At 61.7% G+C, this 13,602-nt stretch carries 12 protein-coding genes and 3 tRNA genes; 10 read left to right on the top strand and 5 right to left on the bottom strand.

Annotated features, from left to right (window positions below; genetic code table 11):
- The first annotated feature begins 31 nt into the window (after positions 1-31).
- From J3P77_RS15680 to J3P77_RS15645, 8 genes are all read left to right on the top strand, one after another.
- Entirely contained in the window at positions 32-619 is a 588-nt protein-coding gene (locus J3P77_RS15680; protein ID WP_434677508.1) for a CvpA family protein, read from the top strand.
- 12 nt (positions 620-631) lie between these two features.
- Positions 632-2,140 (top strand): amidophosphoribosyltransferase, encoded by a 1,509-nt coding sequence (gene purF, locus J3P77_RS15675; RefSeq protein ID WP_434677507.1) that lies wholly within the window; start codon positions 632-634, stop codon positions 2,138-2,140.
- Positions 2,141-2,160: 20 nt separating this feature from the next.
- Positions 2,161-3,372: an O-succinylhomoserine sulfhydrylase gene (locus J3P77_RS15670; RefSeq protein WP_434677506.1), complete on the top strand. Its 1,212-nt coding sequence runs from the start codon at positions 2,161-2,163 to the stop codon at positions 3,370-3,372.
- A gap of 11 nt (positions 3,373-3,383) precedes the next feature.
- The gene (locus tag J3P77_RS15665) at positions 3,384-4,148 is read left to right on the top strand and encodes an SDR family oxidoreductase (protein WP_434682035.1); all 765 of its coding nucleotides are present in this window, start codon (positions 3,384-3,386) and stop codon (positions 4,146-4,148) included.
- Positions 4,149-4,326: 178 nt separating this feature from the next.
- Positions 4,327-4,402 (top strand) — tRNA-Val (locus tag J3P77_RS15660).
- Between the two features lie 70 nt (positions 4,403-4,472).
- Positions 4,473-4,549: transfer RNA gene (locus J3P77_RS15655), tRNA-Asp, on the top strand.
- Between the two features lie 82 nt (positions 4,550-4,631).
- A tRNA-Asp gene (locus J3P77_RS15650) sits at positions 4,632-4,708 on the top strand.
- Between the two features lie 223 nt (positions 4,709-4,931).
- Positions 4,932-5,747 (top strand): DUF2242 domain-containing protein, encoded by an 816-nt coding sequence (locus tag J3P77_RS15645; protein ID WP_434677505.1) that lies wholly within the window; start codon positions 4,932-4,934, stop codon positions 5,745-5,747.
- A gap of 133 nt (positions 5,748-5,880) precedes the next feature.
- Here J3P77_RS15645 and ilvA read toward each other — a convergent pair whose 3' ends face one another.
- The 5 genes from ilvA to J3P77_RS15620 all read right to left on the bottom strand — a co-directional run bounded on the left by ilvA (position 5,881) and on the right by J3P77_RS15620 (position 11,255).
- Complete coding sequence (ilvA, locus tag J3P77_RS15640) at positions 5,881-7,416, bottom strand: threonine ammonia-lyase, biosynthetic (protein ID WP_434677504.1); 1,536 nt, start codon at positions 7,414-7,416, stop codon at positions 5,881-5,883.
- 522 nt (positions 7,417-7,938) lie between these two features.
- On the bottom strand, positions 7,939-8,979 hold the full coding sequence (locus J3P77_RS15635) for an AraC family transcriptional regulator (protein ID WP_434677503.1): 1,041 nt from the start codon (positions 8,977-8,979) through the stop codon (positions 7,939-7,941).
- 2 nt (positions 8,980-8,981) lie between these two features.
- Entirely contained in the window at positions 8,982-10,124 is a 1,143-nt protein-coding gene (locus J3P77_RS15630; RefSeq protein ID WP_434677502.1) for a nitrilase-related carbon-nitrogen hydrolase, read from the bottom strand.
- 210 nt (positions 10,125-10,334) lie between these two features.
- A complete protein-coding gene (uraH, locus tag J3P77_RS15625) occupies positions 10,335-10,745 on the bottom strand; it encodes a hydroxyisourate hydrolase (RefSeq protein WP_434677501.1) in 411 nt (136 codons plus the stop codon).
- Positions 10,746-10,760: 15 nt separating this feature from the next.
- Positions 10,761-11,255, bottom strand: coding sequence for a GlcG/HbpS family heme-binding protein (locus tag J3P77_RS15620; protein ID WP_434677500.1), 495 nt, complete (start codon positions 11,253-11,255; stop codon positions 10,761-10,763).
- Between the two features lie 147 nt (positions 11,256-11,402).
- On the opposite strand from J3P77_RS15620, the gene J3P77_RS15615 reads away from it, so the two are divergent.
- Positions 11,403-12,074: a heavy metal response regulator transcription factor gene (locus tag J3P77_RS15615; protein ID WP_434677499.1), complete on the top strand. Its 672-nt coding sequence runs from the start codon at positions 11,403-11,405 to the stop codon at positions 12,072-12,074.
- Positions 12,071-13,447, top strand: a complete 1,377-nt coding sequence (locus J3P77_RS15610) for a heavy metal sensor histidine kinase (protein WP_434677498.1) — start codon at positions 12,071-12,073, stop codon at positions 13,445-13,447. The genes J3P77_RS15615 and J3P77_RS15610 overlap by 4 nt, the downstream gene beginning before the upstream one ends.
- The last annotated feature ends 155 nt before the right edge of the window (positions 13,448-13,602 follow it).

Below are 13,602 nucleotides of genomic sequence, written 5' to 3'. Positions count from 1 at the left end.
TGCGCCGCCTTAACGGTTCGTAGGCTGCAACGTGGCATTAACTCCGGTTGACTGGGCGATCCTCGGGATCGTCGTCATTTCCGCTCTGATCAGTCTGAAACGCGGCTTCGTCAAGGAAGCGCTGTCGTTGATGACCTGGATCATTGCAGGTGTCGTTGCCTGGATGTTCGGTGCGGCCCTTTCACTGTATCTGGTCGATTATATTCAGACTCCCTCGGCTCGGGTCATCGCGAGCTGCACCATCCTTTTCGTCGCCACCTTGCTGGTAGGCGCCATGGTCAATTTTCTTTTGGGCGAACTGATTCGCGTCACCGGGCTTTCCGGGACCGATCGTTTTCTGGGCATGGTCTTCGGCGCAGCGCGCGGCGGCCTGCTTGTCGTCATCGCGGTCGGGCTGTTGAGCCTTGGCCCCGTGCAACAGGATCAATGGTGGCAGCAATCGAGGCTGTTACCGCAATTTCTCATGGTCGCTGACTGGTCGAAAAACCTGATTCTCGGGATGTCCAGTCAATGGCTCGCCAGCGGCATCAGCGTACCCGCTGACCTGCCGTTCAAGGAGCAACTCCTGCCGTCTACATTGCCGCAGGAAGTGCTTGGTAAATCCAGTACCACTAAGTAGGGGTTGTGTCGCATGTGTGGCATCGTCGGTATCGTTGGAAAGTCGAACGTCAATCAGGCGCTGTATGACGCGCTCACCGTCCTCCAGCACCGCGGCCAGGACGCTGCCGGTATTGTCACCAGCCATGATGGCCGGTTATTCCTGCGCAAAGACAACGGTCTGGTGCGTGATGTATTCCATCAGCGCCACATGCAACGTCTTGTCGGGCACATGGGTATCGGCCATGTGCGTTACCCAACCGCGGGCAGCTCGACCTCCGCAGAGGCTCAGCCGTTCTACGTCAACTCGCCTTACGGCATTACCCTGGCGCATAACGGCAACCTGACCAACGTCGAGCAGCTGGCCAAGGAAATTTACGAATCCGATCTGCGTCACGTCAACACCAGCTCCGATTCCGAGGTGTTGCTCAACGTGTTCGCCCATGAGCTGGCCGTGCGCGGCAAGCTGCAGCCGACCGAAGAAGACATCTTTGCCGCCGTGACCGACGTGCACAAGCGCTGCCGTGGCGGTTATGCGGTCGTGGCCATGATCACCGGCTACGGCATCGTCGGCTTCCGCGATCCGGATGCCATTCGCCCGATCGTGTTCGGTCAGCGTCATACCGACGAAGGCGTCGAGTACATGATCGCTTCCGAAAGCGTATCGCTGGACGTGCTGGGCTTCACCCTGATTCGCGACCTGGCTCCAGGTGAAGCGGTATACATCACTGAAGACGGCAAGCTGCACACCCGCCAGTGCGCACCTAATCCGAAATACGCTCCGTGCATCTTCGAACACGTCTATCTGGCGCGTCCGGACTCGATCATCGACGGCATCTCGGTCTACAAGGCGCGTCTGCGCATGGGCGAGAAACTGGCCGACAAGATCCTGCGCGAGCGCCCGGACCACGACATCGACGTGGTCATCCCGATTCCGGACACCAGCCGCACCGCCGCGCTGGAGCTGGCCAATCGTCTGGGCGTCAAGTTCCGTGAAGGCTTCGTCAAGAACCGTTACATCGGTCGTACCTTCATCATGCCCGGCCAGGCCGCGCGCAAGAAGTCCGTGCGCCAGAAGCTGAACGCCATCGAACTGGAATTCCGTGGCAAGAACGTGATGCTGGTCGACGATTCCATCGTGCGCGGCACCACGTGCAAGCAGATCATTCAGATGGCGCGCGAGGCGGGTGCCAAGAATGTGTATTTCTGCTCCGCCGCCCCGGCGGTACGTTTCCCCAACGTCTACGGCATCGATATGCCGAGTGCTCATGAGCTGATTGCCCACAACCGTTCCACCCAGGACGTTGCCGACCTTATCGGTGCCGACTGGCTGGTCTATCAGGACTTGAATGACCTGATTGAAGCGGTCAGTGGCAGCAAGAAGATCAAGATCGACAACTTCGATTGCTCGGTTTTCGACGGCAAGTATGTGACCGGCGATATCGACGAGCATTACCTGAACCGGATCGAGCAGGCGCGCAACGACGCGTCCAAGGTCAAGACTCAGGCCGTGAGCGCGATCATCGATCTGTACAACAACTAACTGGACGAGGAGTGCACGGCATGACTCAGGAATGGGATGCCGGTCGGCTGGACAGCGACCTGGAAGGCGTGGGTTTCGATACCCTCGCCGTACGTGCCGGACAACACCGGACGCCTGAAGGCGAGCATGGCGACCCGATGTTCTTCACATCGAGCTACGTGTTCCGCACGGCCGCCGATGCGGCCGCGCGTTTCGCTGGCGAAGTGCCGGGCAATGTCTATTCGCGGTATACCAACCCCACCGTGCGTTCTTTCGAAGAGCGCATTGCGGCCCTCGAAGGCGCTGAGCAGGCCGTGGCCACCGCCACCGGCATGGCGGCAATTCTTTCCGTGGTCATGAGCCTGTGCAGCGCGGGCGATCATGTGCTGGTTTCGCGCAGCGTGTTCGGCTCGACCATCAGTCTGTTCGAAAAGTATTTCAAGCGTTTCGGCATCGAAGTCGACTACGTGCCGTTGGCCGAACTGGATGGCTGGGACGCGGCGATCAAGCCCAATACCAGAATGCTGTTCGTCGAGTCGCCGTCCAATCCGCTGGCCGAGCTGGTGGATATCGCGGCGCTGGCGGAGGTCGCCCATGCCAAGGGTGCCATGCTGGTGGTCGACAACTGCTTCTGTACGCCGGCCCTGCAACAGCCACTGCTGCTGGGTGCGGACATCGTGGTGCATTCGGCGACCAAGTTCATCGACGGCCAGGGTCGCTGCATGGGCGGCGTGGTAGCCGGTCGCAGCGAACAGATGAAGGAAGTCGTCGGCTTCCTGCGCACGGCGGGGCCTACGCTCAGCCCGTTCAACGCGTGGATTTTCCTCAAGGGGCTTGAAACCCTGAACCTGCGCATGCGCGCGCATTGCGCCAACGCGCAGGCGCTGGCCGAATGGCTGGAGCAGCAGGATGGTATCGAGAAGGTGCATTACGCCGGTCTCAAGAGCCATCCGCAGCATGCTCTCGCGCAGCGCCAGCAGAAGGGCTTCGGTGCGGTGGTGAGTTTCGAGGTCAAGGGCGGAAAAGAGGGCGCCTGGCGCTTTATCGACGCTACCCGTCTGATCTCGATTACCGCCAACCTGGGGGACAGCAAGACCACGATCACTCATCCGAGCACGACGTCCCACGGTCGTCTGGCGCCGCAGGAACGTGAAGCGGCGGGTATCCGCGACAGCCTGATCCGGGTTGCCGTGGGCCTGGAAGACGTGGCCGACCTTCAAGCGGATCTGGCGCGCGGTCTGGCGGCGTTGTGAGCGACTGGACGATGCAGTTCACCAGCAGCCATAACGGCCGCGTAGCTCTGGTGACGGGCGCGGCCCGAGGGATCGGCCTGGGTATTTCCGCCTGGCTGATCACCGAGGGCTGGCAGGTGGTGTTGACGGACCTGGACCGGATACGTGGCAAGAAAGTGGCGGATGCGCTGGGCGAAAATGCCCTGTTCATCGCCATGGACGTGTCGGTCGAAGATCAGGTGGTTGGCGGGGTGGCCGAAGTGCTGCGGCGTTTCGGCCGCATCGACGCGCTGGTCTGCAACGCAGCCGTTGCCGATCCTCACAACACCACGCTTGAAAGCCTTCCGCTGTCGCACTGGAACAAGGTGCTGGGCGTCAACCTCGGTGGTCCGATGCTGCTCGCCAAGCATTGCGCGCCGTATCTGCGGGCGCACTGCGGCAGCATCGTCAACCTTACGTCTACTCGTGCCCGGCAATCCGAGCCTGACACCGAGGCCTACGCGGCGAGCAAGGGCGGGCTGCTGGCCCTGACTCATGCGCTGGCCATCAGTCTTGGTCCGGAAATCCGGGTCAACGCAGTCAGTCCCGGCTGGATTGATGCGCGTGATCCGTCCGTGCGCCGCGCCGAGCCGCTTTCCGAGAGCGACCATGCCCAGCATCCAGCGGGCAGGGTGGGGACGGTAGAGGACGTGGCAGCGATGGTTGCCTGGTTGCTGTCCAGAAACGCCAGCTTCGTTACAGGGCAGGAATTCGTGGTTGACGGCGGTATGACCAAGAAAATGGTGTACGTCGAATAAACCAAGGCAACTTGTTGCCTGTAACTTTCGTTTCTCCGTTCTTCTCTCTGTTTCGTATCTGCTGTCTGGTTGGCGTTTCAAGCGTGTTGCCCAAAACATGCTTTTTTAAAAAAACTTCAATCAGGCTATTGACTTAGGTTCGGTAGGTGCGTAAATTTCGCGGCCTCAACGAAGCAAAGGGTGATTAGCTCAGCTGGGAGAGCAGCTGCCTTACAAGCAGCGGGTCGGCGGTTCGATCCCGTCATCACCCACCATCGTTGAGTTTGAAAGCTGAAACATGAGGGCTTTCAAAGTGTGTAACACCAGGGCGAAAGTCCACAATGCGCAGCGGTAGTTCAGTCGGTTAGAATACCGGCCTGTCACGCCGGGGGTCGCGGGTTCGAGTCCCGTCCGCTGCGCCATATTTGTACAGATCGGGTTCGCCGGGTCTGAGACTGGAAGGCCAAGGCTTGCCAGTCATGCTCAAAAGTTTACAAGCGATACGCAGCGGTAGTTCAGTCGGTTAGAATACCGGCCTGTCACGCCGGGGGTCGCGGGTTCGAGTCCCGTCCGCTGCGCCATATAAAGCTTCAAGGCCCTTGAACTCCTTGAAGCGAACAGAAAAGCGACCTTAGGGTCGCTTTTTTGTTGTCTGCCGTTTGGTCCACGGTATCTTCACCTGTCGAGTTGTATCCTGATCCTTGCCAACTCTGCGTTGATCCGACGGCTGCCTTGTTGCAGACTTACCACCGTTTTTCGGTCCGCGCGTTCGCTCGCAGCTCTTTTCTTTCCGCAGGGTTCTCGATGCTCAAGCCACCTAACGTTCGCACCTTTTGCTCGATGTCCGTTTTGCTGCTCGCTGCCGGCTGTTCGTCGCCCAAGCAGGCGGTATACGACCATGAGCATTTCGACGACGCGGGAACGTTCTCCAGAAGCTATCCGGCTTCCGATCTGTCCTCGTGCGAAGCCGGCAGACGAGCACTGCTGAGCCAGGGCTATATCATCACCAGCAGCGATCCGAAGATGATCAGCGGCCGCAAGAGCTTCCAGCAGACCGGCGAGACCCACATCGAAATAAGTTTCAACCTCGTGTGTGCGGCGGATTCGGCGGACGGCAAGTCGACCATGTTCGCCAACGCCTTGCAGGACCGTTATGCGCTGAAAAAGACCAATAACTCAGCCAGCCTCGGGGTAGGCGTATTGGGCTCCGTATCGATGCCGATTGGCTCGACGGACGATTCGATGGTCAAGGTCGCCAGCGAGACCGTTGCCTCGGCCAAGTTCTACGAGCGTTTTTTTGGACTGGTGGAAAATTTCCTGCCGCCGGAAGTGAAACAGGCTGCGCACATAGTCGAGCAACCCAAAGCCGATCTTGGCGTGCCCGATGCTGCGCCAGCCGCCCCCAAGGCTGCCGAGCCGGCAAGCCTTGCGCCAGCACCAGCACCAGCACCAGCACCGGTTGAGCCTGAGCCAAAAGCCGCACCCGCTGCCGAGCCGCCTGCGCCGGTTGGCGCCAGCGAACCCGTCGCCGCCCCGACTGAACCCGCTTCGTTCGAAGCCGAAACAGTCGCGCCCCCGCATGAGCAACCAGCTCCCGCCGAAGCTCCACCTGCACCATGAGCCCGCGCTGAACCCGTGGGAGGGAGCTTGCTCGCGACGGCGTATTTCGACCAGTACCTGTGTTGTGAATGTACCGGCCTCGTCGCGAGCAAGCTCCCTCCCACAGGCGCTGCGGTGTCCAAAGCCAAGGGCTCTACCCCAAAAACAACCGATACGCCGGATTATGCGTTTCATCCCAATACGGATAGCCGATCTCGTCCAGCGCCTGACCGACCAGGTGGCGTTCGTCTTCCGGCACCACCAGCCCGGCGACCACACGGCCGTCGGCGGCGCCGTGATTGCGGTAGTGGAACATCGAAATGGTCCAGCGCCCGCCCAGCCGGTTGAGGAAGTTGAACAGCGCCCCCGGCCGCTCGGGGAATTCGAAACGCAGCACCACTTCATCGCTGACCCGCTCGGCATGCCCGCCGACCATGTGGCGGATGTGCAGCTTGGCCAGCTCGTTGTCGGTCAGGTCCAGCACCGGAAAGCCCTGGCCGGTGAGGCTGGCGATCAACGCGTGCTTTGGGTCGGTGACCGGGTGGGTCTGCACGCCGACGAAGATGTGCGCCTCGCGGTCGGTGTGGTAGCGGTAGTTGAATTCGGTGATCTGCCGCTTGCCGATGGCCTGGCAGAACGCCTTGAAGCTGCCCGGCTGCTCGGGAATGGTCACCGCGATGATGGCTTCGCGACCTTCGCCCAGCTCGGCGCGCTCGGCGACGTGGCGCAGGCGGTCGAAGTTGACGTTGGCGCCTGAGTCGATGGCCACCAGGGTCTGGCCGCTGATGCCGCGCTGCTCGACGTACTTCTTGATCCCGGCCACGCCCAGCGCGCCGGCCGGTTCGGTGATCGAGCGGGTGTCGTCGTAGATGTCCTTGATCGCCGCGCAGATCTCGTCGGTGCTCACGGTGATCACCTCGTCGACATACTGGCGGCACACTTCAAACGTGTGATGGCCGATCTGCGCCACCGCCACGCCGTCGGCAAACAGCCCGACCTGGCTGAGCACCACGCGCTCGCCCGCCGCCATGGCGGCCTGCAGGCAGTTGGAGTCGTCCGGCTCGACACCGATGATGCGGATCTCCGGGCGCAGGTATTTGACGTAGGCCGCAATGCCCGCAATCAGGCCGCCGCCGCCCACCGGCACGAAGATCGCATCCAGCGCGCCGGGCTGCTGGCGCAGGATTTCCATGGCCACCGTGCCTTGCCCGGCAATGGTGTCGGGGTCGTCGTAAGGGTGGATGTACACCAGGCCCTGCTCATCGACCAGTTTCAGCGAGTGGGCCAGCGCCTCGGGAAACGAATCCCCGTGCAGCAGCACCTGCGCGCCACGCGAGCGCACGCCTTCGACCTTGATCTCGGGCGTGGTCTTGGGCATCACGATGGTGGCGGCAATGCCCAGTTGCCGGGCAGCCAGCGCCAGCCCCTGCGCATGGTTGCCCGCCGAGGCGGTCACCACGCCCCGCACCAGTTCTTCAGGCGAGAGCTGTGCCAGCTTGTTGTACGCCCCGCGGATCTTGAAGGAAAACACCGGCTGCAGGTCTTCACGCTTGAGCAGCACCTGGTTGCCAAGCCGCTCGGACAACTGACGCGCGCCATGCAGCGGGGTTTCGACGGCGATGTCGTAGACGCGGGAGGTGAGGATCTTGCGGGCGTAATGATTCAGCAGATCGGTCTGACCATGGCTCATCGCGTCGTCACTCTGTGCGTCGGTTGGGTGATCAGAGACCAGACGTTAGAAAGTGCGATAGAGCGAGGGATAGCGATCATGGCTGACTCCTGGTGCGTTCAAGTGGCCCGGGAGACAGAAGAAACCCGCCTCCAGGGCGGGTTTTTTGCAAACGTCGGCTAACCCGCCATGACTGGAATGACGGTAATAATAATCTGGCAGACGTTTTGCTTGGATGTGGTCATGGGCCTGAGGTTAGGTCGAGCGGCAGGTTGAAGTCAAGCCGGCCGTCGGATCGCAGCGCGGCAAGCCGCCTGAATCTTCGGGCCTGCGCTACGTATATACAGCTGAGCCGACATATTTCCTTCACTTCCGCAATTTATGGTTGATTCAACGGTCAGTGATTTCAGCTTTTATCAATACGAACACAGATGAGCCAAGAGGACGCGCCCATGGATGACTATCAAGAAGAACTGCTCGAATACCGTGCATCCGAACTGGACCCAATGGAGCCGGCGGACGACGCCACCGAGCTGTAACCGTTCAGACGCGTTGACGCTGGCTGCGCCGGAATTCTCCTGGCGTCTGGTTGTTCCAGCGTTTGAAGGCCCGTTGGAAAGCCTCGGCTGAGGCGAACCCCAGAAGATAAGCGATCTCACCGAACGCCAGTTCAGTGTCGCGGATATAGGTCATCGCCAGATCGCGGCGAGTGTCGTTGAGCACCGCGCGATACTGCGTGCCTTCTTCCGCCAGCTTGCGACGCAGCGTCCAGGTTGGCAGCTTCAATCTGGCGGCCACTTCTTCCAGATCCGGTTCCCTTCCGCCGCTCAACAACGGTCCCAGCAGTTGTATGATCCGTTCCCGCAGGCTGCGGGTTCGGGTCAACTGCTGCAATTCCCTTTCACACAACTGCAGCAGATGCTTCCAGGTGCTCGGGCAGTGGTCGGGGTTGCGCAGCGCCAGGCTCGCCTGGTCGAGTCGTAACTGGTTGGTGGCCGAGCCGAATGCCACGGGCTGCTCGCTGAGAAAATCGTAGGCGCTCGCGTAGTCGGGCGCCTGGAATTCGATTTCGATTCGTTGTGCCTGCAACGGGCTGCGGACCAGGCTGGAGAGTTGTGCGACCCAGCCCGACAGAATCGAGTCGACCACAAAACGGTTATAGGCGTTGTACGGGCTGATCGAATAGAAACGCAGCCAGGCGCCGTCGGCATCTTCGTGCAGGCTCGACTGCCCACGATAGTTGGAACCGTACAAAGGTTCGAAGCGCGTCAGCGTGCGCGCCGCCTCGCGTACATTAGGGGCCTGCGCGGCGGTGACGCCCGCCAGCCCCGCCTGGCCCATCCGGCTGAGCTGGCCCATGCGCAGGCCCAGGTCGGCGCGACCGGTAAGCTGAATGGCGGCATGACCCAGACGCATATAGCGCGGGATCGACAGGCGCGCGCCAGCTTCGCTCAAGCGGGCCGTGTCCAGACCGTATTGCTCCAGCAGCGGCGCAGGATCCTGATGGAAACTGCGGACCGCGTCTGCCAGATTCTGCACGAAGCCCACCGACAGATCGCCAAGACGCATGCTCTGGCCGGGCATGGTCATAACCAGACGTTGATCAGGCGCGCGCCCGGCGCAGGCTGTTGCCCGTCCGGTTCGGCGATGAGCTGTCCGCCCTGGCTGGCAAAACTCTGGCCGGAGCTGCCCTGATTCCAGAACTGTCCGCGCATGAATACGATCACACCCGCATGTGCGGTGCTTTGCGGCGCACGACCGGTCAATGTCAGGCGATGCCAGGCTTGCTCTTCGCTGAGCCTGCTGCCCTGGACATCGATATGCGTGCTGGCGCTACTGTCGCGATGTCCGCGCCATGGGCCCGACCAGCCCTGGCTGCCTTGCACAAAAGCGGGGACGGCGATCAGCTCGGCGCCGCTTTCGTTCAGGCGCGTGTAGCTGCGAGGGTACCAGCTGTCGCTGCCGATCAGCACCGCCAGGCGTCCGGCGGGGGTGTCGATCACGTTCAGGGGGGCACCGGCGTCGGGACGAACGTAGCGGCGTTGATGGCGGCTTGGATAGATTTGACGCTGCGGCTGGCCCAGCGGCTTGCCATCGCTGCCGAAGGTCAGGCTGACGTTATAGAGCGGCCCGTGGCCGGGCCGCAGCCGGCCGTCTTCGACACCGGGATCGGGGAGCACAATGGAGCCCGCGACCAGGGTGACGCCGAATTCTCTGGCGAGGCCGCCAAACAACTGTTGGTAATCTTCGGCCATGGAACTGGCCTTCATGCGCATCCGTGCATCGGCCAGACGGTTTTCACCGTGGGTGCCGGGCAGCGCGCCAAGGAATTTCAACGGGTTGCTCCAGGCCAGCCAGTCCATGGCTTGCTCGACGGTTTCAGCGCGGTAGAACTGGTTCTTCTCGCCGGTCGCGAATAGCCAGGTGCCAATGTGCTCGGGCAGTACCACGATGGTCCTGCCGTTGATCAGGCCGCGCTCACGGGCCTGCTGCATATAGGCGGCAAGCTTGCGATGCAGGCGGCCCAGATCCTGATAGTCGGTGGGAAACAGTTCCGGTTCGATGCCAAGCAGGTTGCCGCGTTCGCCGGGCTGGCCAGCGTCGATCGCCACCCGCGCGCGCAGGTCGGACAGGTAATGGCCCATCGGGCGCTGGCTGGTCCACAGACCATAAGCAGTCAGCGCAGCAGCGCTGATCAGTACCAGGCACGCAACCAGAAACTTACGCATGGGATCGGCGGCAGTGCGCAGGTTCCCGAAAACCCGGCAGGGCCTTGATCAAGGCGAGGGTAAAACAGCTACTCACAGAATCCATTGCTCCCGCTTCAAACCCGCTTTATCGGTGAGAAGTGGATGTTAACCGCATCGGCCGCTGGAGCGCGAATAACGCGTCCAGCCTCACCCGAAGCAGGTGAGGCTGGAGGCTGCCGACAAACCTGATCAGCTGCCGCGATAGGTCGAGAAACCGTAAGGGCTGAGCAGCAGAGGGATGTGGTAGTGAGGTACCGAGCCGTCAACGTTGAATATCACCGGGACCTCAGGGAAGAAGCTTGCGGTGTCATGCTTCTTGAACCACTCGCCGGTCTTGAAGGTGACGCGATAGGTGCCTTTCTCCAGGGTCTTGCCGTCCGGGTACAGCCCGGCGATTCGACCCTGCTCGTTGGTCACCCCTTGATTGAGAGTGTGCCAGCCCTGGCCGTCCTGTTTTTCCAGGGTGACGTTCAGGTCGGGAGAGGGCAGGCCGTCCTGCAGATTGAGCACATGCACGCTCAGCGGGTTGCCGGCAGCTGCCGCGATGGAACACAGGCCGCTCAATACGGCGCCGGCAATCAGGGATTTCATCAGGTTCATCGATCTACTCCAGGTTTATTTGAGGTTGGGCATGACTTGCGCGACGGCTTTCAGTGCACAGCTTTCGTCGCCCGTGGCGCCGCCAGCTCCGGCTACGCCGATTGCGCCGATTACCTGATCGCCCGACTTCAGCGGAACGCCGCCGCCGAGAAGCAGCAGCTCGCCGAGGGTGTTGAGGTTTTCGGCGGCGGGAGTGCTGCGTGCGCGCTCGGCCAGAAGACCCGTTGCGGTTTTGGTCGACAGCGCGGTGTACGCTTTGCGTTGTGCGGCCAGCGTGTTGTGGGGGCCGACGTTGTCATCGCGCTGCACGGCGACCAGATTGCCGCCACGATCAACAACGGCGGCGACCGCGGTTTTGCCGTCTGCATGACAGGCAGCCAGCGTGGCATCGAGCAGGTCATTGGCCGCCGCGAGGGTGATGTCCGCTCGCTGCGCAACCGGCTGGCTGGCGGCCCAGACTGAGCACGACGCCAGTGCGATGAATGTAAAAGTGACGCTTCGGATCAACATGCGGTCCTCCCGGTTCAAGCTCGGCTGAGCCATTGGCCGTCATGATGCGCAATCGTTGCGAACGAACCGATTGCCATTGGATTACCGTTTTGTAATGGGAGGTGACGGCATATCGGCTTAGGCTATGCGCCTGTGCCGGAGGACAACATGCGCATCCTGGTTGTGGAAGACGAAGTAAAAACCGCAGATTACCTGCGCAAGGGGCTGGGCGAGTCGGGCTATCTGGTCGAGGTCGCCCTCAATGGTCTGGACGGCCAGCACCTGATTCAGGAAGGCGAATTCGACCTGATCATTCTCGACGTCATGCTGCCGGGCCTGGACGGCTGGCAGTTGCTGCAGATCATTCGCCGCAAGTCGCAGACGCCGGTGCTGTTTCTCACCGCGCGCGATGCTGTCGAGGACCGGGTAAAAGGCCTGGAGCTGGGTGCTGACGATTATCTGGTGAAGCCGTTCTCCTACGCCGAACTGCTTGCCCGGGTTCGCACGTTGCTGCGTCGCGGCCCGCCGCGCGAGGTCGAGCAATTCCAGGTGGCCGACCTGCATCTGGACCTGCTCAAACGCAAGGTTACCCGGGGCGGCGTGCGCCTGAACCTCACCAACAAGGAGTTCGCCTTGCTGCACCTGTTGCTCAACCGCGAGGGTGAAGTGCTTTCGCGTGCGCTGATCGCTTCCCACGTCTGGAACATGAACTTCGACAGCGACACCAACGTTGTCGACGTCGCGATTCGGCGGCTGCGCGCCAAGGTCGATGATCCGTTTCAGATCAAGCTGATACATACCGTGCGCGGCATGGGCTACATGCTGGAAGTGCAGCAGTGAAGCTGTTTCCGCGAACGCTGAGTCTGCGTCTGGCGCTGATGTTTGCGCTGGTCAGCGTGCTGTTGTCCGGGGCCATAGGTCTTTATCTCTATCAGTCCTTGCAGCGTGAAGTCGCATGGCGCGATGACCAGGCGTTGCTGGGCCGCGTGCAGCGCATGCAGGCACTGATCAACGACAGCCAGAGCATCGAAGCCTTGCAGGCCAGGCCGCAACTCTACGAGAACATGCTGGGCAACCGCGATAACGTGCTGTGGATCGTCGACGATGCCGGGCGCCTGCTGATCGACGTCAATCCGCTCGCCACGCCGTTACCTGCGTTGTCCCCGGCCCCCGCGCCGAAGCTGGGCGACAGCCCGGGCAACCCGTCGCTACGGCTGGCCTGGATCGACGTACCCGGCACGGATCGGCGGCTGACGCTCATTGCCGGCAAGCTGACCGATGAGCGCGCGCAGATGCTCAGTGCCTATCGCTTCAATCTCTGGGTGGCGTTGTCGGTGGGGGCGGTGCTGGCGTTTCTGCTCGGCTGGCTGGTCAGCCTGCACGGTCTTCGCCCGGTGCGTGAGCTGGCGACGCGGGCCGCTGCGATTGACGCTCGCAACCTGCATTTGCGGCTGCGCGAACACGAACAAGTGAGCGAGCTGAGCGCCCTCAGTCGCGCACTCAACCAGATGCTTGCGCGTCTGGAAAGCGGTTTTGCCCAACTCTCGCGTTTCAGTGAAGACCTTGCGCATGAGATGCGCACGCCGCTGAGCAACCTGATGGGGCAGACCCAACAGGCGCTGGGTCGCGGTCGCTCGGTCGAGGAGTATCAGGAACTGCTGGCGTCCAGCCAGGAGGAGTACGAGCGTCTGGCGCGAATGATCGACAGCATGCTGTTTCTGGCGCGAACCGAACAGCCCAACGCGTCGATCAGCCGTGAGCCTGTCGACCTGCAGGCGCTGGTTGCGCAGTTGTGCGAATACTTCGAGGGCATGGGCGAGGAGCGCGGTATCGAGCTGGTCAACCAGAGCGTTGGTATCGTCTATGCAGACCCGCAACTGCTGCGCCGGGCGCTGGCCAATCTGATCGCCAATGCGCTGCGCTACGCATGCCCGGATTCGGTGGTCACGATCAGCAGTCGGGTCGATTCCGCCAGGTGCGCGGTGTCGGTGCACAACTTGGGTGAGCCGATCGCCGCGGAGCATCTACCGTTTCTGTTCGACCGCTTCTATCGCTGCGATCCGTCCCGGAACCAGCCGGGCGACTCCGGCGGGCTGGGGCTGGCCATAGTTCGTTCGATCATGCAGGCCCATGGCGGTCAGGTGGATGTGACCAGTGATGAGACCGGCACTGTTTTCACGCTATCGCTGCTGTGCGCGCCAGCGAGTATCTAAGGCACGGTGCGCCTGCACGCTTGGATCATTAACTTGTCAGTTTCGGTCATTGAGTGTGGCCTGAGCGCTCTTTACTGTAGGCGCCATGAACAGGCCGCCGGATGTGGGCCATGTCGACAGGGCACGCAGAGGCCCTCGATGTTTCCGTGATCAAC

The sequence above is a fragment of the Pseudomonas sp. R1-18 genome (genome assembly GCF_051132095.1).
GTDB lineage: Bacteria > Pseudomonadota > Gammaproteobacteria > Pseudomonadales > Pseudomonadaceae > Aquipseudomonas.
The sequence above is the reverse complement of the archived record's forward strand: the minus strand, read 5'-3'. Positions and strand labels throughout refer to the sequence as shown.

Bases quoted from the DNA above. Each gene is read 5' to 3' on its own strand.
- J3P77_RS15620 (WP_434677500.1), bottom strand. From the start codon at position 11,255: ATGTTGATCCGAAGCGTCACTTTTACATTCATCGCACTGGCGTCGTGC.
- J3P77_RS15635 (WP_434677503.1), bottom strand. From the start codon at position 8,979: ATGCCCGGCCAGAGCATGCGTCTTGGCGATCTGTCGGTGGGCTTCGTG.
- purF (WP_434677507.1), top strand. From the start codon at position 632: ATGTGTGGCATCGTCGGTATCGTTGGAAAGTCGAACGTCAATCAGGCG.
- J3P77_RS15615 (WP_434677499.1), top strand. From the start codon at position 11,403: ATGCGCATCCTGGTTGTGGAAGACGAAGTAAAAACCGCAGATTACCTG.
- J3P77_RS15630 (WP_434677502.1), bottom strand. From the start codon at position 10,124: ATGCGTAAGTTTCTGGTTGCGTGCCTGGTACTGATCAGCGCTGCTGCG.
- ilvA (WP_434677504.1), bottom strand. From the start codon at position 7,416: ATGAGCCATGGTCAGACCGATCTGCTGAATCATTACGCCCGCAAGATC.
- uraH (WP_434677501.1), bottom strand. From the start codon at position 10,745: ATGAACCTGATGAAATCCCTGATTGCCGGCGCCGTATTGAGCGGCCTG.
- J3P77_RS15670 (WP_434677506.1), top strand. From the start codon at position 2,161: ATGACTCAGGAATGGGATGCCGGTCGGCTGGACAGCGACCTGGAAGGC.
- J3P77_RS15645 (WP_434677505.1), top strand. From the start codon at position 4,932: ATGCTCAAGCCACCTAACGTTCGCACCTTTTGCTCGATGTCCGTTTTG.
- J3P77_RS15665 (WP_434682035.1), top strand. From the start codon at position 3,384: ATGCAGTTCACCAGCAGCCATAACGGCCGCGTAGCTCTGGTGACGGGC.